General features: G+C 33.2%; 25 protein-coding genes. 2 read left to right on the forward strand and 23 right to left on the reverse strand.

Annotated features, from left to right (window positions below):
• Positions 1-46: 46 nt before the first annotated feature.
• From DWX74_RS03475 to DWX74_RS03505, 7 genes are all read right to left on the reverse strand, one after another.
• Positions 47-817, reverse strand: a complete 771-nt coding sequence (locus DWX74_RS03475; protein ID WP_118548723.1) for an arginase family protein — start codon at positions 815-817, stop codon at positions 47-49.
• 145 nt (positions 818-962) lie between these two features.
• Positions 963-2,036, reverse strand: a complete 1,074-nt coding sequence (locus tag DWX74_RS03480; RefSeq protein ID WP_118548724.1) for a TRAP transporter substrate-binding protein — start codon at positions 2,034-2,036, stop codon at positions 963-965.
• Positions 2,037-2,047: 11 nt separating this feature from the next.
• Positions 2,048-3,337 carry a TRAP transporter large permease gene (locus DWX74_RS03485; RefSeq protein WP_118548725.1) on the reverse strand — a complete coding sequence of 430 codons (1,290 nt, stop codon included), beginning with the start codon at positions 3,335-3,337 and terminating at the stop codon, positions 2,048-2,050.
• 10 nt (positions 3,338-3,347) lie between these two features.
• Positions 3,348-3,842, reverse strand: a complete 495-nt coding sequence (locus DWX74_RS03490; protein WP_118548775.1) for a TRAP transporter small permease — start codon at positions 3,840-3,842, stop codon at positions 3,348-3,350.
• A gap of 118 nt (positions 3,843-3,960) precedes the next feature.
• Positions 3,961-4,722, reverse strand: a complete 762-nt coding sequence (aroD, locus tag DWX74_RS03495; RefSeq protein ID WP_118548726.1) for a type I 3-dehydroquinate dehydratase — start codon at positions 4,720-4,722, stop codon at positions 3,961-3,963.
• 155 nt (positions 4,723-4,877) lie between these two features.
• The gene (locus DWX74_RS03500) at positions 4,878-6,089 is read right to left on the reverse strand and encodes an MFS transporter (protein WP_118548727.1); all 1,212 of its coding nucleotides are present in this window, start codon (positions 6,087-6,089) and stop codon (positions 4,878-4,880) included.
• A gap of 112 nt (positions 6,090-6,201) precedes the next feature.
• A complete protein-coding gene (locus DWX74_RS03505; RefSeq protein WP_118548728.1) occupies positions 6,202-7,074 on the reverse strand; it encodes a shikimate dehydrogenase in 873 nt (290 codons plus the stop codon).
• A 217-nt stretch (positions 7,075-7,291) separates the two neighbouring features.
• On the opposite strand from DWX74_RS03505, the gene DWX74_RS03510 reads away from it, so the two are divergent.
• Together DWX74_RS03510 and DWX74_RS03515 are read left to right on the forward strand one after the other, a co-directional pair.
• Entirely contained in the window at positions 7,292-8,176 is an 885-nt protein-coding gene (locus DWX74_RS03510) for a LysR family transcriptional regulator (protein ID WP_118548729.1), read from the forward strand.
• Positions 8,177-8,538: 362 nt separating this feature from the next.
• The gene (locus DWX74_RS03515) at positions 8,539-10,533 is read left to right on the forward strand and encodes an oxidoreductase (protein WP_118548730.1); all 1,995 of its coding nucleotides are present in this window, start codon (positions 8,539-8,541) and stop codon (positions 10,531-10,533) included.
• A 166-nt stretch (positions 10,534-10,699) separates the two neighbouring features.
• Here DWX74_RS03515 and cobA read toward each other — a convergent pair whose 3' ends face one another.
• The 16 genes from cobA to DWX74_RS03595 form a co-directional block, all read right to left on the reverse strand.
• Positions 10,700-12,196, reverse strand: a complete 1,497-nt coding sequence (gene cobA / locus DWX74_RS03520) for a uroporphyrinogen-III C-methyltransferase (protein ID WP_118548731.1) — start codon at positions 12,194-12,196, stop codon at positions 10,700-10,702.
• Positions 12,197-12,229: 33 nt separating this feature from the next.
• Positions 12,230-13,129 carry a hydroxymethylbilane synthase gene (gene hemC, locus DWX74_RS03525; protein WP_118548732.1) on the reverse strand — a complete coding sequence of 300 codons (900 nt, stop codon included), beginning with the start codon at positions 13,127-13,129 and terminating at the stop codon, positions 12,230-12,232.
• A gap of 13 nt (positions 13,130-13,142) precedes the next feature.
• A complete protein-coding gene (locus DWX74_RS03530) occupies positions 13,143-13,853 on the reverse strand; it encodes a cobalt-factor II C(20)-methyltransferase (protein ID WP_006439620.1) in 711 nt (236 codons plus the stop codon).
• 11 nt (positions 13,854-13,864) lie between these two features.
• Positions 13,865-14,635 carry a sirohydrochlorin cobaltochelatase gene (locus DWX74_RS03535; protein ID WP_118548733.1) on the reverse strand — a complete coding sequence of 257 codons (771 nt, stop codon included), beginning with the start codon at positions 14,633-14,635 and terminating at the stop codon, positions 13,865-13,867.
• Positions 14,636-14,675: 40 nt separating this feature from the next.
• Entirely contained in the window at positions 14,676-15,464 is a 789-nt protein-coding gene (gene cobK / locus DWX74_RS03540; protein ID WP_118548734.1) for a precorrin-6A reductase, read from the reverse strand.
• 16 nt (positions 15,465-15,480) lie between these two features.
• The gene (gene cobJ / locus DWX74_RS03545; RefSeq protein ID WP_118548735.1) at positions 15,481-16,206 is read right to left on the reverse strand and encodes a precorrin-3B C(17)-methyltransferase; all 726 of its coding nucleotides are present in this window, start codon (positions 16,204-16,206) and stop codon (positions 15,481-15,483) included.
• 4 nt (positions 16,207-16,210) lie between these two features.
• Positions 16,211-17,395 (reverse strand): cobalt-precorrin 5A hydrolase, encoded by a 1,185-nt coding sequence (locus DWX74_RS03550; protein WP_118548736.1) that lies wholly within the window; start codon positions 17,393-17,395, stop codon positions 16,211-16,213.
• The gene (locus tag DWX74_RS03555; protein WP_118548737.1) at positions 17,382-18,152 is read right to left on the reverse strand and encodes a cobalt-precorrin-4 methyltransferase; all 771 of its coding nucleotides are present in this window, start codon (positions 18,150-18,152) and stop codon (positions 17,382-17,384) included. Before DWX74_RS03555 ends, DWX74_RS03550 begins: the two co-directional genes overlap by 14 nt.
• 19 nt (positions 18,153-18,171) lie before the next feature.
• On the reverse strand, positions 18,172-18,723 hold the full coding sequence (locus tag DWX74_RS03560) for a decarboxylating cobalt-precorrin-6B (C(15))-methyltransferase (RefSeq protein WP_118548738.1): 552 nt from the start codon (positions 18,721-18,723) through the stop codon (positions 18,172-18,174).
• A 66-nt stretch (positions 18,724-18,789) separates the two neighbouring features.
• Complete coding sequence (locus tag DWX74_RS03565) at positions 18,790-19,401, reverse strand: cobalt-precorrin-7 (C(5))-methyltransferase (protein WP_118548739.1); 612 nt, start codon at positions 19,399-19,401, stop codon at positions 18,790-18,792.
• 35 nt (positions 19,402-19,436) lie between these two features.
• Positions 19,437-20,672 (reverse strand): cobalt-precorrin-5B (C(1))-methyltransferase CbiD, encoded by a 1,236-nt coding sequence (gene cbiD, locus DWX74_RS03570; RefSeq protein WP_118548740.1) that lies wholly within the window; start codon positions 20,670-20,672, stop codon positions 19,437-19,439.
• An 8-nt stretch (positions 20,673-20,680) separates the two neighbouring features.
• On the reverse strand, positions 20,681-21,319 hold the full coding sequence (locus DWX74_RS03575) for a cobalt-precorrin-8 methylmutase (protein ID WP_118548741.1): 639 nt from the start codon (positions 21,317-21,319) through the stop codon (positions 20,681-20,683).
• 21 nt (positions 21,320-21,340) lie between these two features.
• Entirely contained in the window at positions 21,341-22,261 is a 921-nt protein-coding gene (locus DWX74_RS03580; protein ID WP_118548742.1) for a GHMP family kinase ATP-binding protein, read from the reverse strand.
• Position 22,262: 1 nt separating this feature from the next.
• On the reverse strand, positions 22,263-23,399 hold the full coding sequence (gene cobD, locus DWX74_RS03585; protein ID WP_118548743.1) for a threonine-phosphate decarboxylase CobD: 1,137 nt from the start codon (positions 23,397-23,399) through the stop codon (positions 22,263-22,265).
• 39 nt (positions 23,400-23,438) lie between these two features.
• Positions 23,439-24,452, reverse strand: a complete 1,014-nt coding sequence (cbiB, locus tag DWX74_RS03590) for an adenosylcobinamide-phosphate synthase CbiB (RefSeq protein ID WP_118548744.1) — start codon at positions 24,450-24,452, stop codon at positions 23,439-23,441.
• Between the two features lie 18 nt (positions 24,453-24,470).
• Positions 24,471-25,847, reverse strand: a complete 1,377-nt coding sequence (locus DWX74_RS03595; RefSeq protein WP_118548745.1) for a cobyrinate a,c-diamide synthase — start codon at positions 25,845-25,847, stop codon at positions 24,471-24,473.
• Positions 25,848-25,849 lie beyond the last annotated feature (2 nt).

Consider the following 25,849-nt stretch of genomic DNA (forward strand, 5'->3'; position numbering starts at 1 on the left):
ACCTCTTTTCAAAAAATCACCCAAAATAATAACCTCTATTATAACTTTATCCAATAACCCTAGTTAAAAAATCATAAAGTGACTTATTTGTTTTTTTATTAATCCCTCTATCTTCAAAAAACTTTGGCATTGGTTCATATGGATTCCGTTCTCCACAAATATCAGCACCTATAATATCATGATTCACTAAAAATCGTTTCAATATCTTCTTCAAAAGCTCAACCGACATCTTTCCTTGACTCCAATTAGTCTTTGCATAATGCTTGCTCAAAACATCTTTATCTATAGAAACATACAATGGTACATCATTTTTTATAAGCTCCAATTTCTCCTCAGCAACTTTCTCTTCCAAATCTCTAAGGCTAATACACACCAACTTATCAAACTTTTCCTTTGATATCCCATCAATATCATCTATATTTTTTTGGCTTGGACCTATTAAAATCAATTGCTCTAAATTATCATTATTTTCTAATACTTCCCTAGCCCAATCTCCGCAACTAGTAAAACTATGGATCATAGGAACTTGCATATCATTATGATAATCAAACAAAACAAGGGAAAACTTACCTTCTAGCTTTTCTACAAAAAACTCTGTCATATAATGATAATTTCCAGAATCTATAAAATGCACTCCATTTGGACTGTATCCTTCTAACCTTCTTTTTATTTCATTAGCTGCGTCATCTGTACAATACATATTTGTCCCAGATATATCTGAACAATCTATCCAATCTGTATCTCCTAAACTCTCTGCTATCTCCTTAGAGTATGTATTACTAAAATTAACAACCAAATTTCTATCCTTATACTGCATTATCTATTCATCCCTTTCAAAAGCTAGTCCCCACTAGCAAAAAAGGGAGCCTAAAATATTAGCCCCCCTTTTCCCCGTATTCATTTATTATATATCAACTAAACTACTTTGTCTAACTTTAAACTAAAATATTTTCACAAGTAATCTAATTATACTTTTCTATCTCTTCTCTAAGTGTATCTATCAAATCAGAACCTATGTCATTTTCAATATCATCCCAAACCGACTCACTTGCTCTTTTCATTTCCTCTAAAATTTTCTTATCAAGGTTTACAATCTCTGTTCCACTATCCACAATAACCTTAATTCTATCATCAAGATGTTTATCTGTAGTATTTCTCGCCCATACCTTAGACTCTTCTGCAGCCTCATAAACAATAGCTCTTTCTTCATCAGTAAGTGAATTCATAACCTTAGATGAAGCGATGCAAGTAACTGGATGTATAAAATGATTAGTATTTACAAGGTAATCTTGTTGCTCATAAAATCTTGGAACAATTATCGCCTCTAGCGGATTTTCCTGAGCATCTATAGTCCCCTGCTGAAGACCAATATAAACCTCAGAATAAGACATAGGTGTCGGATTTGCACCTAATGATTTCCAGAAATTTATATGATATGGATTTTCCATAGTTCTTATCTTTAATCCCTTAAAATCGCTCAATTTCTCTATCTTCTTGTTGGAAGTAGTCTCTCTAAAGCCTTGATCTGCAATCCCAAGAAGCTCTAGATCCTTTTCACTATAATATCCTTTTAACTTTTCAAAAAGCTCTCCATCAAGAACCTTTCTAGCAATCTCAATATTATCAAATGCCATAGGAGCATCTAACACAGCTGCTTCGGGAATAAAAGAAACCTGTGGTGAAGTCGCCTGAAAAACAAAGCTAATATTTCCACCTTGGCAAGCCTCAAAAATTTCACTATCTCCTCCAACCTGAGAATCACTATACGTCTCAACTTTTATCTTTCCATTAGATTTCTCCTCTACTCTCTTCGCAAAATCTCTCATAAACTTTGCTGTAACAGTATCTGCACCAGAATCACAAGCTGCATAAAGAGTAACATTCTCACCAGTTCTAGCAGATTTTTCCCTTCTCTCTGCACTATCTAATGAAGAACACCCTACTATAGAAAAGGTTAAAACAGATAAAACTCCTAAAGATATTAACTTTTTAAACTTTTTAGCAAATAAATTCGTCTTTCTGTTCAAAAATTTCACCTCCTAGAAACCTATAGCAGAGCCAAACTCAGCTGAGGTATGAATGTTATCAATACTAACACCACCATAAACGCAATAATAAATGGAATTGCACTCTTTATAATCTCTTCCATCTTTATATTCGTTATTGTACTCGCAACAAATAAATTTACACCAAGTGGAGGAGTTACAAAACCTATTGCCAAGTTTACAACCATCATAATACCAAAGTGAATTGGATTCATTCCGTAGCTCTGCACTATTGGTAAAAGTATTGGTGTAAGAATTAAAATTGCTGGTGTTGTATCCATAATCATACCTACAAATAATAAAAGTAAATTTATTAAAATTAAAAGGACAAACTTACTAGACACAGAACCTGTAATCATATCTGTCATCATTTCAGGTACCTTTAAGAAAATCAATACCCTAGAAAAAGCAGTCGCAACTGCTATTATAAATAATATAGTAGAATAAGTTTTCACTGACTCAACTAAAACATCCCAAACATCTTTAATTTTAAGCGTTTTATACACACAAACAGAAAGTATAAGTGCATAAAACACAGATATAACTGCCGCCTCTGTTGGAGAAGCTATCCCACTATATATAGATCCTAGTACGATTATGGGACATACTAAAGCTAGAAAACTATCCTTAACTAAATTTAAAAATCCCATAGCTTTAAGACTATCTCTATACTCGTTTAATTTTTTCTTATCTTCACCATATTTCTTACAGTACATCCAAGAATAAACCATAAGTGCAAATCCTATAAGTAGCCCTGGAATTATACCTGCCTTGAACAAATCAGACACAGATGAACCTGATGCCTGCCCATAGAAAATAAATGGAATAGATGGTGGAATTATAACACCTATACCTCCAGCAACCGCAACAAGTGCTGTACTAAATTCCTTTTTATAACCCGCTCTTGCCAATATTGGAATTGTCATCGCACCTACAGCTGCAGTGGTTGCAGGTCCAGATCCAGAAATAGCTCCATAAAACAAACAAGTACAAATAACTGCTATAGGTAATCCTGCTGTCTTATCTGATACAAAATATGCAAAGAAATCAAATAATTTCTCTGAAATCTTTCCTCTAGCCATAATATTCCCAGATAAAATAAACATTGAAACCGCTAAAATAGGGAAACTATTAACTCCATTTATCATAGATCTTATAATATATTGTGCATCTGCCGGAAACCAAGGATCCGCTAAATTAGGCAATATACTAATTGAACCCAGTACTGCCCCAACTGGTAGCCCAGCTACAAGCAACAGTGCAAATAAAAACATTAAAACTCCTACTGCCATAATAACCTCCTTAAAAATCCGACTTTATTCTTTCATCCTTATTCTTTAAACACAATACAATCTTTTCAATTACCCTAATTATAGCTAGCCCACTACCTACAACAACTGACAAATAAACTATATACATAGGTAGTCCTAAAGCTGGACTTCTCTGTCCACTTAAAAATGAGTTCTTAACAACCAAAAGTCCAAAAACAAATATCGCAGCGAAAAATACAACCATTAAGACTCTATCTATCATCAATACGATATTTTTTAATTTCGCTGGTAAATAATCTATAAACTGCACAACCTTTAATGATGCGCCTTTATTAATACAATAAGGTACACCTAAAAAAGCTGACCATATAAATAGATATCTTACTAACTCTTCAGACCATGTTAGTGAATTTTGGAATACATATCTAGCTATAATTTGAACCCCCAACACTAAGGTCATACTTATTAAAAGTAAAACCAGCAAAACCTCTTCAAATCTATCCGGTATTATCTTCTTCACCGCCATATCTCCTTTCAAATTAATTACGCCCTTTCAAAAGCATTTCTCTATCTCATTCAATTTAATTCAATAAATCAATACTACTTGAAAAGGGCGTATTCTCTACAATATATAATTTCTACTATTATAAACTAGCGTGTACTATATTTAAAACAGTTTTTAAATCCTCAACATTTATCTGTCCTGGAGCAGATACTTTACCTACAGCTCCAAAAGTAAGTGCTGATCCAAATACTTCTCCACTTAATCTACTTATAGCTCCTGTTCCTGCCATTGACATTGTTATTATAGGTCTATCAGCGTAATTAGTGAACATTTCTTCAGTAGCTGCAAGAAGAGTTATAACATCTTTTTTATTCTGAGGCATAACTGCTATCTTAGGAACATCCACTCCTAATTCCTGCATTTTTCTTAATCTACCTACTATATCGTCTTTTTCTGGAGTTTTGTCGAAATCGTGGTTTGATCCAACTACTTTTACTCCATTTTCGTGAGCTGCTTCTACAACAGCTTTAACATATTCATCTCCTGTAAATGCTTCAACGTCAACTGCATCTACTAAACCAGTTTTTGCAGCATTTATATTTAATTCAACGTATTTATCAGCTTCTATAGCTTTTTCTCCACCTTCTTTTGAAGTTCTGAAAGTGAATAATATTGGAGTTTCTCCTAGAGCTTCTCTAAGTTCTTTTAAAACTTCTTCAGTTTTTCCAAAGTCGAATATATCATTAAACCAGTCAACTCTGAACTCTACTATATCTGCTCCAACTTCATTTATTTTTTTAGCTGAATCTATTATTTCTTCTTTTGTCTGTCCTACTATTGGTACACATACTTTTGTAGTCCCTTCTCCTAGTACTATATTTCTTATTTTACAAGTATTCATACTTTCCTCCACAAATCTAACTCTATTTTTTATTTTAATAACCTTATTTCCTTTTATTTGTCCGATATACTCTAACTATATTAATTTAAAATATATCTTATGATTTCACCGTTTGTCTATGTTTTCTTTTCTACTATATCTATACTTTATTTCTATTAGTTTTCTCTAGCTGCTTCTTCTAATTTAGAAAATCTCATATTTACTAGAAGTGCAAGTAATACACCTATAGCTGTTATAACTATGTTCATCATCATAACTGCTTCTGGTCCACTTGTAGCACCTATTTTACCAGCAGCTGTTAATATAGTATAGTTTGATAATGATGAAGCTATCATTATTATACTTGTTATAGTTCCCTTTATTTTAGGAAATAAGTCGTTTACTGTAGCTGTTGCAAGCTGTAAAACCCCACCTGCTGCTGAATAACCTATAACAAATGATCCTATCATACATATTGTTGGAGTTTTTATCATTAATACAGCAACTAACATCGCTAAAGATATTAATGGATATAAGAATAAGAATCTAACTTCTTTTATTTTATTTACAAGTATTGAAGTAAGTATTATCGCAACTATTGTACCTGCTGAGTACCATACCTGCATCTGTCCTGCATCCCGCATTCCCGCTACTTCTGTCCCAAAAGTCTGAGCACAGTTTAACCATAACTGGAATGTAGCTGTACATGTAAATCCTATAGCTATTAAAGCTACACTTTCTTTTGTAAATTTAGTATGTTTTATATTTTCTATAAGACCAGGAGCTTTTTCTCCTTTTTCAACCTTAATTTCTGGAAGTTTTATTCTAGTAACTAATAAACCTATAACTACTAAAGCTACTGCACAACCTATCATAAATGTTGAGTAAGATATATTGTTTGTTGCAAATAATCCAAGAGTTATTGGTAATAATAACTGAGCTGCTGATATGAATAATTTTGTAAGCATTGTAGCAAGTCCTGATTTTGGAGCAAGTATTTCAACACATGCTGGTATTACCCCTGTATCAAGGAATGAGTTTGCTACCCCACCTAATATTGCTACTATATAAGCAACCTGAACATTTGGTGAAAATGCTAATCCTATAAAGAATATTGCATAAGATGCTACACCTATAAGAGAACATATTCTTCTTCCTAATTTATCTGATATCGGCCCTGAGAATGGAAGTGTTATAAGTCTTCCAAGTCCCAATGCTGCAGCTATCATAGTAACTGAGTCCACTGATGAATTCCACTGCATAGCTAATGATTCTTTTATAACCTGCTGTCCTAATATACTACAACCTATACCATGTATAAAATAGTTAAGGTACAGTATAAAAGCACTTGAGTATAATTTCTTTTCCTGTGTCTGAGTATTTCCCATTTTAAATCTCCATCCATTTAATATTTTTAAATCTACCCTTTTTTAGTTTTTTGTATCTATTCCCGTTTTTTATGTTTATTTTTTCTATTTCTATAAGGTGTTTATTTCTTTTTTAGTATTTTATTCCTAGAGTTTCTTTCATGTATTCTATTGGCATTGGCTGTCCAGTCCATAATTCAAATGCTGCTGATCCCTGGAATAACATCATTCCTAAACCATTCATTGTTTTACATCCAACTTCTTTAGCCATTCTTAACATTTCTGTTTCTCTTGGGAAGTAAACAACATCTGTAACTATTAAATCTTTTCTAAAGAATGATTTATCAGGTATATAAGTCTGTCCTTCAAGTGGTTTCATTCCCATTCCTGTTGCATTTGCAAATAAGTAACTATCTGCTATTTCTTCTTTTAATTTATCTAAGTCTGCTAAATCATATAAAGTAGCTTTACAATTTGTTTTTGTGTTTATTTTTTCTACAGTTTTTTCTGCATTTGCCCAAAATTCATCTCTTCTGTTGAATATAGATATTTCTGCTACACCGTCAAGTGCTGCCTGTATTTCTATTGCTGTTGCAGCTCCACCTGCACCAACTATTGTCATTTTTTTACCGATGACATCGATATCATTGTCTTTTAATGACTGCATATATCCTATTCCGTCTGTTATATGTCCTGTTAATTTTCCGTTATCATTTACTATTGTATTTACAGCTCCACACATTTCTGCTGCTGGTGATAATTCATCTAAATATTTATGAACTACTGTTTTGTTAGGCATTGAAACATTTGATCCTCTCATTTTTAATGCTCTAAGCCCTGTTATTGCATCTTCTAAAGTATCGTTATCTACTTCAAATGCTAGGTATGCGTAGTCTAAACCTAATTTTGCAAAAGCTTCATTCTGCATTGCTGGTGAGCTTGAATGTCTTATTGGGTAAGCCATTAATCCTATTAATTCTGTATGTCCTGTTATTCTTTCTGCCATTTTCTTTTCCTCCAAAAGTTATAAAGTATATTTTTGTTTCAAGTCTGTTCTATCACAGATACTTTATTTAATATTTATCAAACAACCTCTTTACCCATATTATATCCACGCTCAATTAATAATTCCAATATATCTTTCATCTTTTTTTGATAGTATTAAACTATCAATAATGTTATACTTATTATAACAAGATTAAAATTTTTAAAGGAGGAGAATTATGACATTAAATCAACTTCTATACTTTCAAACTGTAGCTAAATTAGAACATTTTAGAAAAGCTGCCGAAGAATTAAACATATCTCAGCCAAGTCTAAGCCACTCGATAGCATCTTTAGAAGATGAGCTCGGAGTAAAATTATTTCAAAGAAACGGAAGAAATGTAACTCTAACAAAATATGGGAAGATTTTCTTAGAAAAAGTAGACTCTATATTATTTGAAATTCATCTAGCAGAAAAGCAGATGAAGCGGCTTTCTGGGAATAGAGGTCATATAGATATCGCATATGTTGCTCCTCTATCTTATATATACATCCCAAAACTTATAAGAAACTTCTTAGAAGAAGACGAAAACAAAGAAGTCACATTTAGTTTCCACCAATGTTTAACTAAGGACGTATTGTACGGGATAATGAAAGATAAGTACGATGCTGGATTTTGTGCATTTGTAGAAGATTATCAAAATGATATAGAATTTACACCTCTTATAAAACAAGAAATGGTCGTTATAACTTCTATCAACCACGAACTAGCAGATAATGACTCAATAGAACTAAAAGATATAGAAAAATATCCTTTCATAGGATACGATAAAACATCAGCCCTTGGTAATTACACTAGAGCTATTTTGAAAGATAACGAAATACATCCGGATATAATATATGAATGCCCAGACGAAAACTCTATCGCCTCACTTGTAGTTGAAGATTTCGGAATAGCTATCGTAGCCGATATAGACTCTCTTGAAAATTACAATATCAAAAAAATTAAAATAGATGGAGAAAATTTATACCATACAGTTTGTCTAGCCTATAAAAAAGACAGTTTCCAACCAAAATCACTTAAAAACTTCATAAAATTCGTAAATACTTTTGAGCTCGAATAAAATTGAGCTCTTTTTATTTTATTTTTTCAAATATCATTTTTCATTTGACTCTTTACTTTTAAAATTTTTAATTACATCAAAACTCCACTACTAATTATAGCTAAAATATAGTCTGTTAATTTTTTAAAAATAAAAACGTTTCATTGATAGTTATAAACTATCAATTTTGAATTAAATTAGTATTAGATTTATCATTAAAGTCGTTATATAATTATCACAACAAACAAAGCATTAGTTTTTAGACATTCTAATGATTTTCAAACTTAAAAATTTTAAAACAACAACCTCTAGAGAATTTGAACACTTTTTAACAACAACTTATAAATTAAAAATTTACACAGATTATTAAAGGAGAATAAAAAATGTACAATCATATTTTTGAGCCACTTACTATAAGAAGAATGACAATGAAAAACAGAGTTATGATGACTCCAATGGGAACAAACTTTGCAGGACAGAACGGAGAAATAAATGAAAAACATATAAAATACTACGAACAGAGAGCAAAAGGTGGAACTGGTCTTATAATGGTTGAAAACGCAAGTGTTTCTTCACCAGAAGGATCAAACGGAACTACTCAGTTAAGAATAGACCACGATAGCTACATCCCAGGACTTTACAATCTTACAGAAACAGTACATAAATATGGAGCTTGTATAGGAATTCAGATAAATCATGCTGGAGCATCTGCAATGTCTTCAAGAACAGGAATGCAGCCAGTATCAGCATCTAATATACCATCAAAAGACGGTGGAGAAATTCCTAGACAACTAGAAGTTGAAGAAATATACGCTATTGTAAAAAAATACGGAGAAGCAGCAAAAAGAGCTCAGATAGCTGGATTTGATGCAGTTGAAATACATGCAGGGCACTCATATCTTTTATGCCAGTTCCTTTCACCAGTATATAACAAAAGAACTGATGAATTTGGTGGATGTCCAGAAAACAGAGCAAGATTTGCTAAATTAGTTTTAGAAGAAGTTAGAAAACAGGTTGGACCATTCTTCCCTATATTCTTAAGATTTAGTGCAGAAGATTTTGTTGAAGGTGGAAATACTTTAGAAGATACTCTTGAACTTCTTGAATATTTCCAGGAAGAGGCAGACGTATTAGACGTATCAGCTGCTCTTAATGCATCACTTCAGTATCAGATAGATGCAAACTACATGAAAGACGGATGGAGATCTTACATGGCTAAGGCTGTTAAAGAAAAATTTGGTAAACCTTGCGTTACAACAGGTAATATAAGAAACCCAGAAGTTGCTGAAAAAATATTAGCAGATGGAGATGCAGATATAATAGGTATGGGACGTGGGCTTATAGCAGATCCTGAATGGGTAAACAAGGTTGAAGCTGGTAAATTAGATTGCTTAAGAAAATGTATATCTTGTAATATAGGTTGTGCAGGACATCGTATAGGGCTTAATAAACCAATAAGATGTACTATAAACCCATCAGTTATAGACGGTGAAGAATACAAAAATAGAAAAATAGAAAAAGCTTGCAATGTAGTAGTTGTAGGTGGTGGTACAGCAGGACTTGAAGCAGCTTGTACTGCAGCAGAATTAGGATGCACAACATTCCTATTAGAAAAGAATGACCATTTAGGTGGATTATCTGCTCTAATATCTCAGATACCAGATAAAAACAGATTAGGTGATTTCCCTAAATATTTAATAAATAGAGCTAAAAAATTACACAACTTATTCATATTTACATCAAATAATGGAGATCCAGAATTTATAAAAGGACTAAACCCAGATTTAATAGTTAATGCTACAGGTTCAGCTCCTCTTCTTCCACCAATAAAAGGACTTCACGACAATATAGATAAAGAAGATGGAAAAGTTTCTTCAATAGTAAATATGATAAACCACATAGACTCATATCCAGCTGATTTAACTGGCAAAAAAGTTGCTGTAATCGGTGGTGGAGCTGTTGGTCTTGATGTTGTAGAATTCTTTGCACCAAGAGGAGCAGAAGTTAGCATAATAGAAATGATGCCAGCAATCGGTGCAGGAATAGACCCAATAACAAAAGTTGATATAAACACATTAATGAAAAAACATGGTGTTAACCAGATGCCTAACACAGCACTTAAAGAAGTATTTGCAGATCACTTCCACGTTGAAACAAAAGAAGGTCCTAAATATTTATACTTTGATTACGGATTTATCTGCTTAGGAATGAAAGCTCAGACTCCAGTATTATCAGGACTTCATGAAGCCTTTGATAAAGATGGTGTTGAAATAATAAACATCGGAGACAGTATGCGTGCTAGAAGAATAATAGAAGGTACTTCTGAGGGTAGAGATCAGGTAATACTTGCCCTTACTAAAAAAGGTTTCTTAAAATAGATAGCAATACACTCTATAAAATATATATAGCTCTGGCCTTCAAGAGGAAATTTCTTCCTTAGAAGGCCAGATACTAAAAAAGCTTACCATATTAAATCCTTATATTAATAAAACTAAAAAAAGAAAAAGCTACGAGTTTTCTATACTATTCGTAGCTTTTTTCTTTTTATCTATCTCCTACAAGCACGTCCATAACTCCCTGAATCGTACTTACTTCAGCCTCTTTATATACCTCAAGCCCAAACTCCTCTATCGTCCTACTAGTCACAGGCCCAATAGACACAAGCTTCTTGCCTTCAAGCAACTCCTTATAATTCTCTCCTGCAATCTCAACAAGATTCTTAACAGTAGAGCTGCTTGTAAATGTAACATAATCCACATCAGATTCCAGCACGTCCTCCGCAATCTCTCTACTCTTCTCATCTATAACAGTCTTATAACTAAATACCTCTGTTACCTCACATATTTCCTTCAACCTATCTGCTAAAAACTCTCTAGCATTTTCAGATCTAGGAATTAAAATTTTATCGCTGTTTTTCACAGTCTTTTTCATCTCTTCAAACAGCGACTCTGCCACAAATCTTTCAGGCACTATATCGGCTTTTATACCTCTCTTCATAAGTTCCTCAGAAGTACCTGCTCCTATTGAACAGACTTTAACTCCAAAGAACACCCTAGAATCAAGTCCCATATCATCTAAAGTTTCAAAGAATAGTTCAACACCATTTCTACTTGTAAATACAATATGTGTATAATCTCTTAAATTCTCTATCTCTTTTCTAAGCTCGGTATCGTCATTTTTCTCAATTTTGATAACTGGAAGCTCTACTGCCTTTCCTCCAAGAGAGTTTATTTTTTCAGAAAGGTCGCTGCTCTGTTTTCTAGCTCTAGTCACAACCACTTTCTTGCCAAATAAATCTCTATTTTCAAAGAAATTCAGCTTATCTCTAACCTTTACAACATCTCCAACAACGATTAACGATGGAGCTTTTACCTTTTTCTCCTGTGCAACTTCATACGCATTTTCTAAATCTGTAACTACTGTTCTCTGATTGTATCTAGTAGCCCAACTTACAAAAGCAACGGGTGTTTTAGGATCTCTACCTTCTTCTATAAGTCTATCACTTATATGTTTAAGATTTCCTATACCCATTAAAAATACTAGTGTTCCCTTGCAGTTAGCAAGTGCATTCCAGTTAATTTCTTTATCCTCGTCTTCTCTTAGATGTCCTGTAATTACATGGAATGAAGACGCATAATCTCTGTGAGTTATTGGTATTCCTGCATAACAAAGTCCACCTATTGCAGAAGTTATCCCTGGTACAATTTCAAAGTCTATCCCTTGATCATAAAGTACCTCGGCTTCTTCTCCACCTCTACCAAAAACATAAGGGTCGCCACCCTTTAATCTAGTTACTGTCTTTCCTTCAAGTGCCTTTTGAGCGATTACTTCATTTATCATATTCTGTGGAAGAATGTGATTGCTCGACTTCTTCCCGACATAAATAAACTCGCAACCTTCTTTAGCCTCTTTTAAAAATTCATCATTTGCAAGTCTATCGTATATTATTACGTCGGACTTTTTGATACACTCAAGACCTTTTAAAGTCATAAGTTTTGTATCTCCAGGCCCTGCACCTACAAGATATACCTTTCCTTTCATCAAAAATCCTCATTTCTATCTATTTAATTTAGTTTATTCTTCTCTATGCTTTTCCAAAACAAGCTTAGCCAACTTACTTCCAAGCTCTTTTGGATTATCTTTCTCCCCTTCAAGAGATGCAACAGTTATCTTTTCTCCGTCCTCATCTCCAAAAATTCCAGTAAGAGTCAATTTTTCTCCGTCTACTTCACAGTATGCACCCATTGGAATATGACAGCTTCCGTCTATTCCAGCAAGATAACTTCTCTCTGCATCAATCTGAATCTGAGAAATCTCGTCCTTTATAGCATCTATCATCTTTTCAAGCTCTTCATCATTTTCCCTTATTTCTAAAGCAAGGGCTCCCTGTGCTGGTGCTGGTATCATTAAATCTACAGGAAGAAATTCTGTTATCTTTTCCTCTAAATCTGCTCTAATTACACCAGATGCAGCTAAAACTATCCCATCTAAATTTTCAGATTCAATTTTAGATATTCTAGTTTCTATGTTTCCTCTTATTGGAACAATATTTAAATCTGGTCTTTTTCTTAAAAGCTGATATTTTCTTCTCTTGCTCCCAGTTCCTATAGTAGCTCCTATTGGAAGTTCATCAAAACTATTTAACCCTTCTCTAAGTATAATTACATCTCTAGGGTCTTCTCTCTTTGGAACTGCTGCAAATTTTAAACCTTCAACCACCTCAGCTGGCATATCCTTCATACTGTGAACAGCTAAATCTATCTCACCTTCTAGTAGCTGACTTTCTATCTCTTTAACAAAAAGTCCCTTATCCCCTATCTTATCTAATGATAAATGTAGGATTTTATCTCCCTTTGTTTTTATTATCTTAACTTCAAACTCAACTTCAGGGAATTTTTCTTTTAATCTATCAATCGCCCAATTTGTCTGTATAAGCGCTAAATTACTTCCCCTAGTTCCTACTCGTATCTTCATTTTTATCGCCTTTCTATTTATTTTTATAGCTTTTGTTTACTAGAATTGTTGAGAAATATGAAATCTTATCCTCAAGTCCAGCCTCTCTTAAATCCTTATATACAACTTCTCTCTCCTGAGATGAATTGCTGACAAGTATTGCATTATCAATTAATCCATACTCTTCTAACTTAGCTATTACTTCCTTAAAATTCTTATAAACCTTCATCAAAACTATACAGTTGTAGTTTTGAAGTATAAAGTCTAACTTTTCCTCTTCTATTGTACATGGAGTTACAACAAGTGCATCTGTATCCATAACTAGAGGGAAATTATTAGAAGATGCTATATTAGAGAACGAAGAAATTCCAGGTATTGTAACCACTTCCACATCCTCGCTAAGTCTTTCCATTATATAAACATAAGTACTGTAAATCATTGGATCTCCAAGAGTTACAAATCCTACATCTTTTCCATTTATATTTATCTCATCTTCTATTTCTAGAGCTATCTCTTCCCAAGCCTTTATCTTCTCTTCTCCGTTAAAATTCATCGGGAAATGTCTCTGTCTTATCTCTAAATCCTCTGGTAAATAGTCTTTAACTATAGATAAAGCTAAACTTTCTCCACCCTTTTTAGGCTCTGGAGTAAATAATATATCTATCTTTTTTAAAGTTTCCACTGCTTTTATCGTAAGTAACGAGCTATCTCCAGGCCCTGTACCTATTCCGTAAAATTTTGCCATTCTTTTCTCCTCTAAACCTCTTCAGCTTCTAATGCGTGCTGCACAAATTTCTGCTGAATTTTTTCTATCTCCCCAAGTCCTTTTAAATGAACTTCTGTTTCTATTCCTTCAGACTCTATTATAGTTTTCCAAGAGTCCTCTTCATCTCCCGCCATATCATTCTGTGCATGATCTCCTGCAACAAGCATAAGTGGCATAAGGTGTACTTTTTTAACATCTCTTTCTTTTAATCTTTTCACTACACTGTCTATTTCTGGATAACCTTCAACTGTCCCAACATATACATCTGCACCCATATCTCTGAAATAGTACTCTATTGCAGGGTATGCGCTATGGCTTTCGTGGTCAGTACCATGTCCCATAAGAACAACAGTAGAGTCCATTTCATCTGTTACCTCTTTTATAGCTTCAACAGTTTCTTTGTAGTCCTCTATTCCAAAAAGAAGCGGTCTACCAAATTTTATGCTCTTAAATTTATCCTTGTACTCAGCTATCTGATTTTTTAATTTTACATATTCATGTCCACATATTATGTGTAATGTCTGGATAACTACTTCTTCGTATCCCATTTCATAAAGTCTATCCATAGCCTGAATTGGATTATCTATTTCTATTCCATCTCTTTTTTTCAATTTATTTATTATCATATTAGATGTAAAAGCTCTAAAGAAATCATATCCTTCAAAAGCAGCTTTTATCTTATCCTCAACCGCATGTATAGTTTTTTCTCTAGTATCGTGGTAGCTAGTACCAAAACTTACAACAAGTATCGCCTTTTTCATATTATTTATCTCCATTTCTCTACAATAGATTTATATTTTCTTAGCAATCAAATTTTGCTTCGTCTTTCCAAATATCTAGTATCTCTTCAATATCTTTTAATTCACTAGTCTGATTTGGATAGTCCATTCTCTGTCTTTTAAGAACGAGTACATCTATTCCACATTCCTCACAGGCGTCGATTTTTTCTAAAAATCCACCCGCAGCTCCACTTTCTTTAGTCAGCATAAGGTCTATGTCATAGTGCTTGATCATTTCTACATTCATCTCTTTTGAAAATGGACCCTTCATCGCAATTATATTATCCGCATTAAATCCAAGTTTTTCACATTCTATAATAACTTCTGACGTCGGAAGTACTCTAGGGAATAATTCTATCTCAGGTAAATTTTCTCTATACTTAGCTAAATTCTTACTTCCAGTTCCAATGAGTATTCTCTTATACCCGTTATTTTTAGCCATTTCACACATCTCATCAATACTATCTGCAAAACGACAACCTTTATAATCTATCTCTTCAAGTAAAGATTTTCTCTCGTATCTTATATATCCTGTATCTGTAGTTTCAGCAGCTTTTATAGCATTTACTGAAACCTCTGTGGCATAAGGGTGAGTTGCATCTATTATAAATGAAACCTCGTTTTCAATTATAAATTTCTCCATATCTTCTTCACTCATTTTACCAAGATGAATCTTCTTCGCAATGCCATCAGCTAAATCTTTTCCGTATTCAGTTGTTACAGAAAGTATATATCTATTACAAAATCCTTTTTTATTTATTAATTCGCATATTTTTATGCTGTCCGAAGTACCACCTAAAACTAGTACCAAAAAATCACTCCCTTTTCTAAACTGTATAACCTCTAGGAGTTATCATCATATCCTTATCTATAAATGTCGATTTATTTCCGACAATTACCATTGTAGTCATATCAACTATTTCAAAATTCATTGTATCAAATGTACAGATATGTTTTTCTTCGCCTTCTCTTCCTGCATCTTTTACAATTCCAACAGGAGTGCTTCCATCTTTAAATTCTCCCATTATTTCAAAAGCTCTAGCAAGATGTTCACTTCTTCCCTTGCTTCTTGGATTGTATAGGCAAACTACAAAATCTGCTTCAGCTGCAAGTCTTAATCTTTTTTCTATAACCTCCCAAGGAGTTAGAAGATCACTAAGACTTATATGGCAAAAGTCGTGCATTATCGGTGCACCTAAAACAGAAGCCGCTGCAATACTTGCAGTTACACCAGGTACAACCTTAACTTTAATATCCTCGTCCTCTTTAACAACAAGCTCAAGAATAAGCCCTGCCATTCCGTAAATTCCAGAATCTCCACTACTTACAACAGCTACATCTTTTCCTTCTTTAGCTATTTCGACAGCCATCTTACATCTGTCAATTTCTTTTCTCATCCCATTTTGTACGACTTCCTTATCAGAAATCATATCTTCTATTAAATTAATATATGTCTTATATCCAACTATTACATCTGAATTTTTTATCGCCTCAATAGCTTCAAGAGTCATGTACTCTTTTCCACCAGGGCCAATTCCTATAACGTAAATCATAACTTTATCCTTTCATTCTGCCAAAAGCAAAAGTTGTTCCATTATTTTTATACTTATCCGAAATAACATTTCCACTTAGGAGATATGCTGAAGGCTGTGCAACAGAATAAACACCAGTGTTTTTCTTTACAAATTCCGATTTATCAAACATATAGTCACAAGTACAAATCTCGTCTACATCAAATAGATTAAACTCTGCACAAAGAGCTTTTGATAAATCTATCATACATTTTTCGTCTTTTTTTATAATCAAGCTCCCTGTCTTTACAATTGCAGCAGGATGTATATTTTTCAAAGCAGAAAACGTAGAAAACTCTTCAATCATTTTTTCAGTTTCTGTATTCTTTCTACACCCCATCCCAAGTGCAATTCTTCTTGGAACTAGCTTTATATAAATTAAATCCTCTTTTTCTTCATTATCTTTCTTTATATTATAAACAATCTCATCTATCCAGCATCTAAGCTTATCAGTAACTGAAACGAGTGCGTCTAGTTTTACTATTTCATCAATCTCAGTTTTTTCATCTATCAACTCAAATCCAGATAGATTTAGACTATCTTTTTCACTTTCATAATCCGAATCAAAATATATCCCCACTCGCTTGTCATCCACAAGATATGAATTTACAAGCTTTGCAGATTCTCTAAGGTTTTCCACATATCCACCGATTTTAGACACAATTACATCTAAAGCACCCTTTTTATTAGTATCTGTAGATGTTGTAATCACTGGATTTGCGTTTAAAATATCTGCTATTTTTAAAGTTATTTCGTTTGCTCCACCTATATGTCCACTTAGTAAACTAATCACATTATTCCCATTATCGTCCACAACCAACACAGCTGGATCCTCAAACTTACTTTTTAAAAAATGTGCTATACATCTAACCGCAATCCCACAGGCAGATACAAAAATTATACATTCGTATTTATTAAAAAGCTCTCCTGTAAGCTCTTTTATCCCTCTCTTTTGGAAAAATACATCTACATTTTCTAGCTCTGAAGCTATTTTTTCTGCAGTATTTTTTCCCTTTTCTGTAACAGCTATAATAGCTATTCTTATATTTTTCTTAGCAATAACGATATCTTTTTTAGATATTCCATTTTCTAAAATCCTGTCTACTTCATTCTTTAAATCAATATTTTTATCTATAGAAATAGTATCCAAATCGAATTTAGTTTTCTCCATCTTCGTTTCCTCTGTACTCGTGTACAAAATCTTTATCGTATAGTTTAGAGTTGTTGTAGTCCTGACCTAAGAATCTTCCAACCATTATAAGTGCAGTTTTGTTTATTCCATTTTCTCTTACCTTTGCTGCAATGTCTGTAAGTGTTCCTCTTAGAGCCATTTCATCTGGCCAAGTAGCCTTATAAACTACTGCAACCGGAGTATCTTCTGGATATCCACCCTCGATTAATCTTTCAACAACTTTTTCTATTTCCTGAACAGATAGGAAAATAACCATAGAAGTCTGATGTTTTGCAAATTCCTGTATAGACTCTTTTTCTGGGACAGGAGTTCTTCCTTCCATTCTAGTTATAATCACACTCTGAGAAATTTCAGGAACTGTATATTCAACGCCAAGCGCAGAAGATGCACCTAAAAATGAGCTAACTCCAGGAATACAGTCGAATCCTACATCTACTTTATTTAGTTCCTCAACCTGTTCTCTTATTGATCCGTATATAGAGAAATCTCCTGTCTGAAGTCTTACAACCTCTTTATTTTCTCTAACTCCTCTTTCCATAACATCTATTATTTCGCCTAAATCCATAACCGCACTATTGTATATCTCACAATCTTCTTTACAGTAGTCTAATAGTTCTGGATTTACTAAAGAACCTGCGTATATAACTATATCTGCATTTTTTAAAAGCTTGTAACCTTTTAAAGTTATAAGCTCTTTATCTCCAGGTCCAGCTCCGACAAAATGAACTTTACTCATAGCAAACCTCCAAATTAATTTATTTTTCCGCTGATATTAAAAAAATAGGGTTTTGTGGTTTAAAATAATCCCCACTACCCAATTTTTCTAGTTTTGATACAGATACCTGACTTACATCTATATCCTTAAATCCCTTATTTCTTAAAAGCTCTAATGCTTTATAAAAAGTGTCTATTATAATAAAATTGGCGCATAATTTTCCACCTTCGTTTAAAATTTCATACGTCCAATCCACTATTTCCTCTAATTTTTTTGCAGTTCCTCCTATAAAAACAGCATCAAACTTTTCATCTGTTTCAAAAGGAGCGTATCCTTCTAAAATATCTAGATTTTTCACACCAAATTTTTCCTTATTAGACGCAATCAGTTCAACTGCGTGCTCATGTCTTTCAACAGCTACAACCTTCATATTGGGATTTTTTAATGCTGCTTCTATACATACGCTCCCCGTTCCAGCTCCTATATCCAGAAAACTTTTGGCATTTTCTATTTCTAGCTTAGAAAGTGCAATCGCCCTAACCTCTTCCTTTGTTATAGGCACTTTACCTGTAATAAAGCTACTATTTTTCATTAAGTTTCACCTATTTCCGTAAAATCTATTATTTCCTTAAAATCTATGTTTCTGTTTATATATCAACTATTGCTCATCGTCCAATATTACAACGATATTCATATCGTAGTTTTCTATTTTTAAAATATCCTCTGGTTTTCCAATAGTTATTTTTTCATTATCATATGAAAGATTTTCGCCGACAGCCATAGTTTTTTTCAAATCCCTTTTAATTATTTCCCGGGCAATTTCTCTAGGCCCAATCTTTGAATCCGTAACCATACACACTTTACTGTGAGATAGCAGATAATCAAAATCCGGCTCTCTTCCATGACTGCTAGTCATATATAAATCGTTCATATCTACTTTTATTCTTGAAAACATATACTGCATTGAGCTAATCCCTGGAATTATCTCCATCTTTTCATTATCTACATTTTTGCTCAGATACTTGCCTATTCCGTAGACTGATGGATCTCCAGATGCTATAACAGTTATATTTTTTTCTATATTTTCATTTATATAATTTTTTATTTCCACTAGATTAGCACCTAAAACAATTTTCTCGCCACAAAAATTCTCAAAAATCTCAAGATTTCTCTTACCACCGATTAATACATCTGATTCAGCGATAATTTTTTTGCCAACCTCAGTTATATAGCCCTCGTTTCCAGGTCCTATCCCAACTACATTTAGCATATCTTCCTCCAAAGAATTAAAACTCTATCAACATTTTATTTTCTAAAACTGTCCAACATCTCCTCGGCATTTTTACTCTTTCCAAGTACTGTCTTGTCCATTTTAAAAATAAATACTTCTATCTCAATCTCATTATCTACATGCATCTCTGCTCTTTTTTTACACTTTTCGCAAATTATATCAAAAACTTCTCCAAATCCATTTTCATATACAATATCTGTAGCTTCCTCAGTTGTAAGGCAAGAGTCAATCTTTCTCACTAACTCTGTTGAAGCACCCATCAATGCCAAATTTGCTATAAGTATCTCATTTCTAGCATCTGCGACCTTGCTGTGAGTGTTAAAAATTCCTGCAGATAATTTTATAAATTTACCAATATGTCCGGCCAAAAGAATTTTTTTAAATCCCATTCTCTTAGCTTCCATTAACATATATCCTAAGAAATTGCTCGTCCTAACAACAGAACTATTTTCTCCAATCCTATCTGAAATAAAGCTCTCTCCATGATTTCCTGGAACAAGTATAATCTTATCCATTCCAAGCTCTTTTTTCATATTTAGCTCTATTGAAAGCGACTTTTTCCAACCATCATCGCTCATTGGCTCAACAATGCCGCTTGTTCCAATTATAGATATCCCACCTACAATTCCAAGTCTAGGGTTAAATGTCTTATTTGCAACTTCTTCTCCCTTAGGTATGAAAATAGTTATCTTTATTACTTTTTTTAGATTATCTAATCTATTTTCATCATCTAAATTATTTTTATCGTTTAATACATTTTCTCCACTTGCTTTTAAAACGGACTCTACTTCTTTTGCAATCATCTTCTGTGGAACTGGGTTTATCGCAGGTCTACCTGGTTCTACACTCAAACCTTTTTTAGTGATAATTCCTACTCCCTCTCCAGAAAATACACAGAATCCATCTCCTTCAAAAGAGAAATTATTCTCGCTTTTATCTATCTCATCTTCATACACCCAAGTTGCCTTTGCAAATATCTCTATCCCATTTGTTGCGTCTATATCATCTCCACCGTCTTTTTGAACAGAGCAGATTGAATAAATTTCTCCCGTATCTTCATTCTTTTTAATCTCACTAGAAACAACAGGAATAGATAAATATATTCCTTTAGGTGTATCTATATTTACCGTATCTATTTTTTCATTAGTTAAAAGCACATACACAGCAGCCTTTGAAACTGCAGTTGCACAAGATCCTGTTGTATATCCTCTTCTGTATTTTTTCCCGTCTATATATACAAATTCTTCCATAATACAAACTATCTCTCTATGCTGTAAAGTATCGCATTGATTATTGCAGCAGCTAGATTACTTCCACCCTTTCTTCCTTCAGAAAGTATATATGGAATATCTGTTTCTGCAAGTTTTTCTTTTGACTCAGCTGCTCCAACAAATCCAACTGGAACACCTATAACTGCATCGACTTCCATCTCTCCTGCTTCTACCATTTCTATAACCTTAAACAATGCTGTTGGCGCATTTCCAAGAACAAAAATCTTTCTTCCTTTATCCTCAGCAGCTATCTCAACCGCAGCCATAGATCTTGTAATCTCTTTTTCCTTAGCTCTTGCAACAGTTCTCTCATCTGCAACTAAACAAGCATAATTACAACCTAATTTATCTAGCTTTCTCTTGTTTATCCCACTTAAAGCCATAGTAGTATCTGTGTAAATACTAGCCTTATTTTCAAGAGCATCCTTTATTATCTCAGCTGCATTATCAGATATTTTTAGAATATCTAAATACTCAAAATCTGCAGTTGTGTGTATCGCTCTTTTTATTATTTTTTCTTCTATTTCACTTTTGTACTCGTATCCAGGTCTTATATCGTCTATTATTCCCTGTATAATCTCAAAGCTTCTCTCTTCAATCTTCATAGGGTTTTTAATATAATCCAAAAAAATCCCTCCTTTTATTTTTTATTCGTATCTTATTCCACCTTTGATAATATCTAGTGTGTACATATCTGAATAAACTTTGTCTATCTCTCTTCTTTTTAATTCAGCTATCATCTCAGTACAATCAAAGTCTTTATCCACTAAAATTCCGACTATTGTACCACTATGTGCCACATTTACTCCAAATCCACCACATTTATCAGATACCTCGATAATCTCATGTAGATACTCTTTTTTACAGATATTTTCATTTGCTAAACTACTAGCAGTACAAGCTCTACCTATCATCTCTCTATCTTTTTCTGTGAATCCTTTTTTAAGCATTCTAAAGGCATTTTCGATGATTTCTCTATTTCTCATCTTTGCCTCTTTGTACATTCTGTTCTTTCTAAGGTCTACAGTATTTAGATATTTATTAGGCTCTAAAAGAAGAACCTTCATATCATCTATATACCCAAGTTTTTCCTTCACTTTACCCTTAACTGGATTAAATATTACATTATCTTCCATAAATACAGAATCTGTAGGCTCTATTGACGATGCTATTTCTGCAATTTCTTCTGGAGTCATTTCCTCACCTATTAGATTTAATGCAGCTCCTATAGCAGCTCCTATATCTGCAGTTGAGCTACCCATTCCCTTGCTTACAGGAACCTCACTTATTATTTTTACAGATAAATTGTTTAGCGTTTCAACTGGTATATCGTATTTTTCAAATACTTTTCTTATAGCCAATCTCGATTTTTTTACATTTCTTATGTATATTTTCTTTTCTGTTCCTTTAACTCTTTCAGTTAAATCCTCTTCCTCACCATCTTTTCTCTCTTCAAGGTAAACTTCTGAAAAAAGATTTACTGCATAGGAGCAGAGGTACTCTTCATTTCCTATCATTCCCTGAACAAACTCTCCACAAGAAGCAGGGCATTTTGCGTAACCTTTCACTCTATTCACCCAATACAGATCTAAGTGCATCTACAAGTACAATATTTTGTTCATGATTTTTAATAGCTACTCTAGCAAAACTAGAGTCTAAACCAATAAAATTAGACGCATCTCTAATGAGAAGACCTGCCCTTTTTAATAAATTTTCTTTCACATCCAATACATTTCTATTTTCAAATCTAACTAGAATAAAATTCGCATCTGAATTAAATGCCTTTATTCCATCTATTTTATTTATTTCATTTATCATACATACTCTTTCTTTAGAAAAATACTCCTTGCTTTTTCTTATGTACTCCTCCTCTTTAAATATAAAATCAGATGCAGAATCTGCAAATGAGTTTATCGTCCAAGGCTCTTTTTCATCGTACATTTTTTGAAGTAATTCCCTATTTGCGCTTATTCCATAACCTAGCCTAATTCCTGGTATTCCAAAGAATTTTGTGACTGCTCTAATTATGAATAAGTTCTTTGATTTTTCGACCATATTTACAAGACTTCTATCTTTTTCAGAGTCAGCAAATTCGATAAAGGTTTCGTCCACTATAAGCAACTTCCCTTCTTTTTCCGCAAATTCCAATAGTTTTTTTATTTCTCTAACAGATCCATCTGGATTGTTTGGATTGCAGATAAATATACTGTCAAACTCGTCTTTTCTTCTGTAAATTTCGTCTAAATCAAGTTCAAAATTTTTCTTCCAATCCATCACAAAATCTACTACACTTAGACCTGCAATCTCTGCACCTTTTCTATACTCAGAAAAAGTTGGATTGATTATAGCAAGTCTTCCACTTAGATTTCTCATAAGGAGATAGATTATCTCCGTTGCTCCATTTCCAGGAATAACTTGACTATCATCTACTCCAAGGTAGTCTGCTATATTTTTTCTAAGTCGTCTGTATTTTATATCTGGATACTTTTGTAAACTACCTACTCCAGCTGCGACAATCTTATCCATACTATCTACAATAAATGGATTGATATTTGAGCTAAAGTCGATAATTTTATCTGCTTCAAGTCCATAGAGTTCGGCCGCTGAATTGATATCTGCCCCATGAACTGAGTTTATATTAACTTTTTCTTTGTTGAACTCTTTTTCTTTGGTAGATTTATTTTTTTTATTAAAATTATTTTCCATCAATTCTTTCCAAACTCTCCTTTTAACAGTATTAATATATTATATCATAATGCAAAACAACGCTGATAAAATTAAAAGTGCATTAGCTGTTGTCGCATACATAAGCTTATTCATTCTAACTATGTCGTAGTTTTCTAATTCTCTTTTCTTATCTCCAATAGTAGGCTTGTATACTTCCTTCCCAAAGTAGATATTTGTCCCTCCAAGCTGTACTCCAATAGCTCCAGCTGCTGCACCTTCTGCAAATGCACAGTTTGGACTTTTGTGATTTTTTCTATCTCTAATCGCTATTTTAAACGAGTTTGATCCATTCATACCGCATAAAAATGCTCCTAAAGGCATAAATATCGCAGTTAATCTTGCTGGTATAAAGTTGGCTACATCATCTAATTTTGCAGATACACATCCAAGGTTTAAATATTTATCATTCTTATATCCGACCATTGAGTCTAATGTGTTTATCGCCTTATAAGTCATTGCTCCTACAGGGCCGAATAAAAATCCGTAGAACATAGGAGAAATTGTTCCATCTACAGTATTTTCGGCAACTGTTTCAACTGTAGCCCTTATTATCTCAGATTGGCTAAGATTTGTAGTATCACGACCTACTATATATGAAAGCTGCACTCTCGATTTTTTTATATCTCCAGTTTCAAGTACGTTGTAAATCTTTGTAGCCTCATCTTTTAAACACTTTGTAGAAAGTGTTGTGTAGATTATAAATGCACTAATAAAAATTTCTACATATTTATTGAAGCTTGCAATCTTTACAATCAATGCTGTAACAAGCGCTGTTGTAACAACAGGCACTAACCACATCAAAATTCCCCAATATTTTAGAGATTTCTCTGATTTCGCATGCTTTCTTATAAATTTTTCTGTCTTGCTTATCAACTTACCTATAAATCTAACTGGATGTGGAAACCAATACGGATCCCCAAACACCAAGTCCATTATGTATCCAAGAATCATAATAAGTATATTTGCAAAACTATATCCAATCACAGTAAAAACAACCGTACTTGTTACCTGTGGTGTAAATAAATTTCCCATAATTAAAATTTCCTTCTATTATCTTTCACAGTTTTTAAGTATATTTTCTATACAATCCAAATTGTTGTAAAAATGAGTGTGAAGATATGTCGCAAGTGTATTTTTCTTGCTATAACCACCTTCCCATTCATCTACAACTTTTCCATCTCTAATTTTTCTCATCTTATATGCACATTTTTCGTCACTTTTAAATATTGAATGGTGGAATTCGTGTCCTTTTATACAATCTCCTTCTTTTGAGATAGCTGTATCTTCAAGCGCCTGTCCTTCACAATATCCAAATCTTCTAAGTCTAGGAGTCATTTCACTGACACCTTCAAAAATACCAACCATTTTTCTCTCTACTCCAGACTTATCTATAATAGATTTTCCTAAATACATAAGTCCACCACATTCTGCATATATTGGAGTATTGTTTTCGTATAAGTCAAATATTGATTTTCTTATAGACTCATTTTTCTCTAATTCCTCAGCAAAAATTTCTGGGAATCCGCCACCAATATATACAAAGTCACACATTGGAACTTCTTCATCTTTAAGAGGACTAAAGTATTTTATTTTTATTCCAAGTTTTTCAAAAATCTCTATATTTTCTCTATAGTAGAAGTTAAATGCCTTATCATGTGCAATCGCAACAGTTTTTTCCTTAGCTAATTCAAATAAATTCTTCTTTTCCATTTCCTCAGCTAAGTCAAATTTGCTGGCAATCTCTTCGCTCTCTGATAATTCTATAATTCTATCTATGTCTATGTATTTTTCAATCTCATCCGCAAGAGATGAGAATTTCTCAGATAATTTTTCAACCTCATCCATTGGAACAAGACCTAGATGTCTTGACTCAAGTGCAAATTTATCATTTGGTGGAAAATATCCAAAAACTTCTAGTCCACAGTATTTTTTTATAGACTCTTTTATTATGTTGAAGTGGCTTTCAGTTTTTACGTTATTTGCAATAACACCTATGATATTTACATTTTTATCTAAGTTTAAATAACCAAGTACTGTCGCTGCAGCAGATGCAGCCATTGCCTTACCATTTATAACTAGTATTACTGGAGTTTTGGTAATCTTTGATGTGTAAGAACTGCTACAGTTATCTATATCAGTTCCAAATCCATCATAAAGCCCCATAACTCCCTCAATCACAGAAATATCGGCATCCTTTGATGCAGTATTTACTATGTATTTAATCTTTTCATCGTCTAACATATAAGAATCCAGATTTCTAGAATCTCTACCAGTTATAAATGTGTGAAAAGACGGATCTATATAATCAGGCCCAACCTTGTATGGCTGCACCTTTAGATTTCTCTTTGTAAGTGCCCGCATAATCCCAAGCGAAATTGTAGTCTTTCCAACTCCACTTGAAGTACCTGCAATCATAATCTTTTTCATAT

The organism is Peptoclostridium sp. AF21-18, assembly GCF_003478825.1.
In the GTDB taxonomy this organism is placed as follows: Bacteria; Bacillota; Clostridia; order Peptostreptococcales; family Peptostreptococcaceae; genus Peptacetobacter.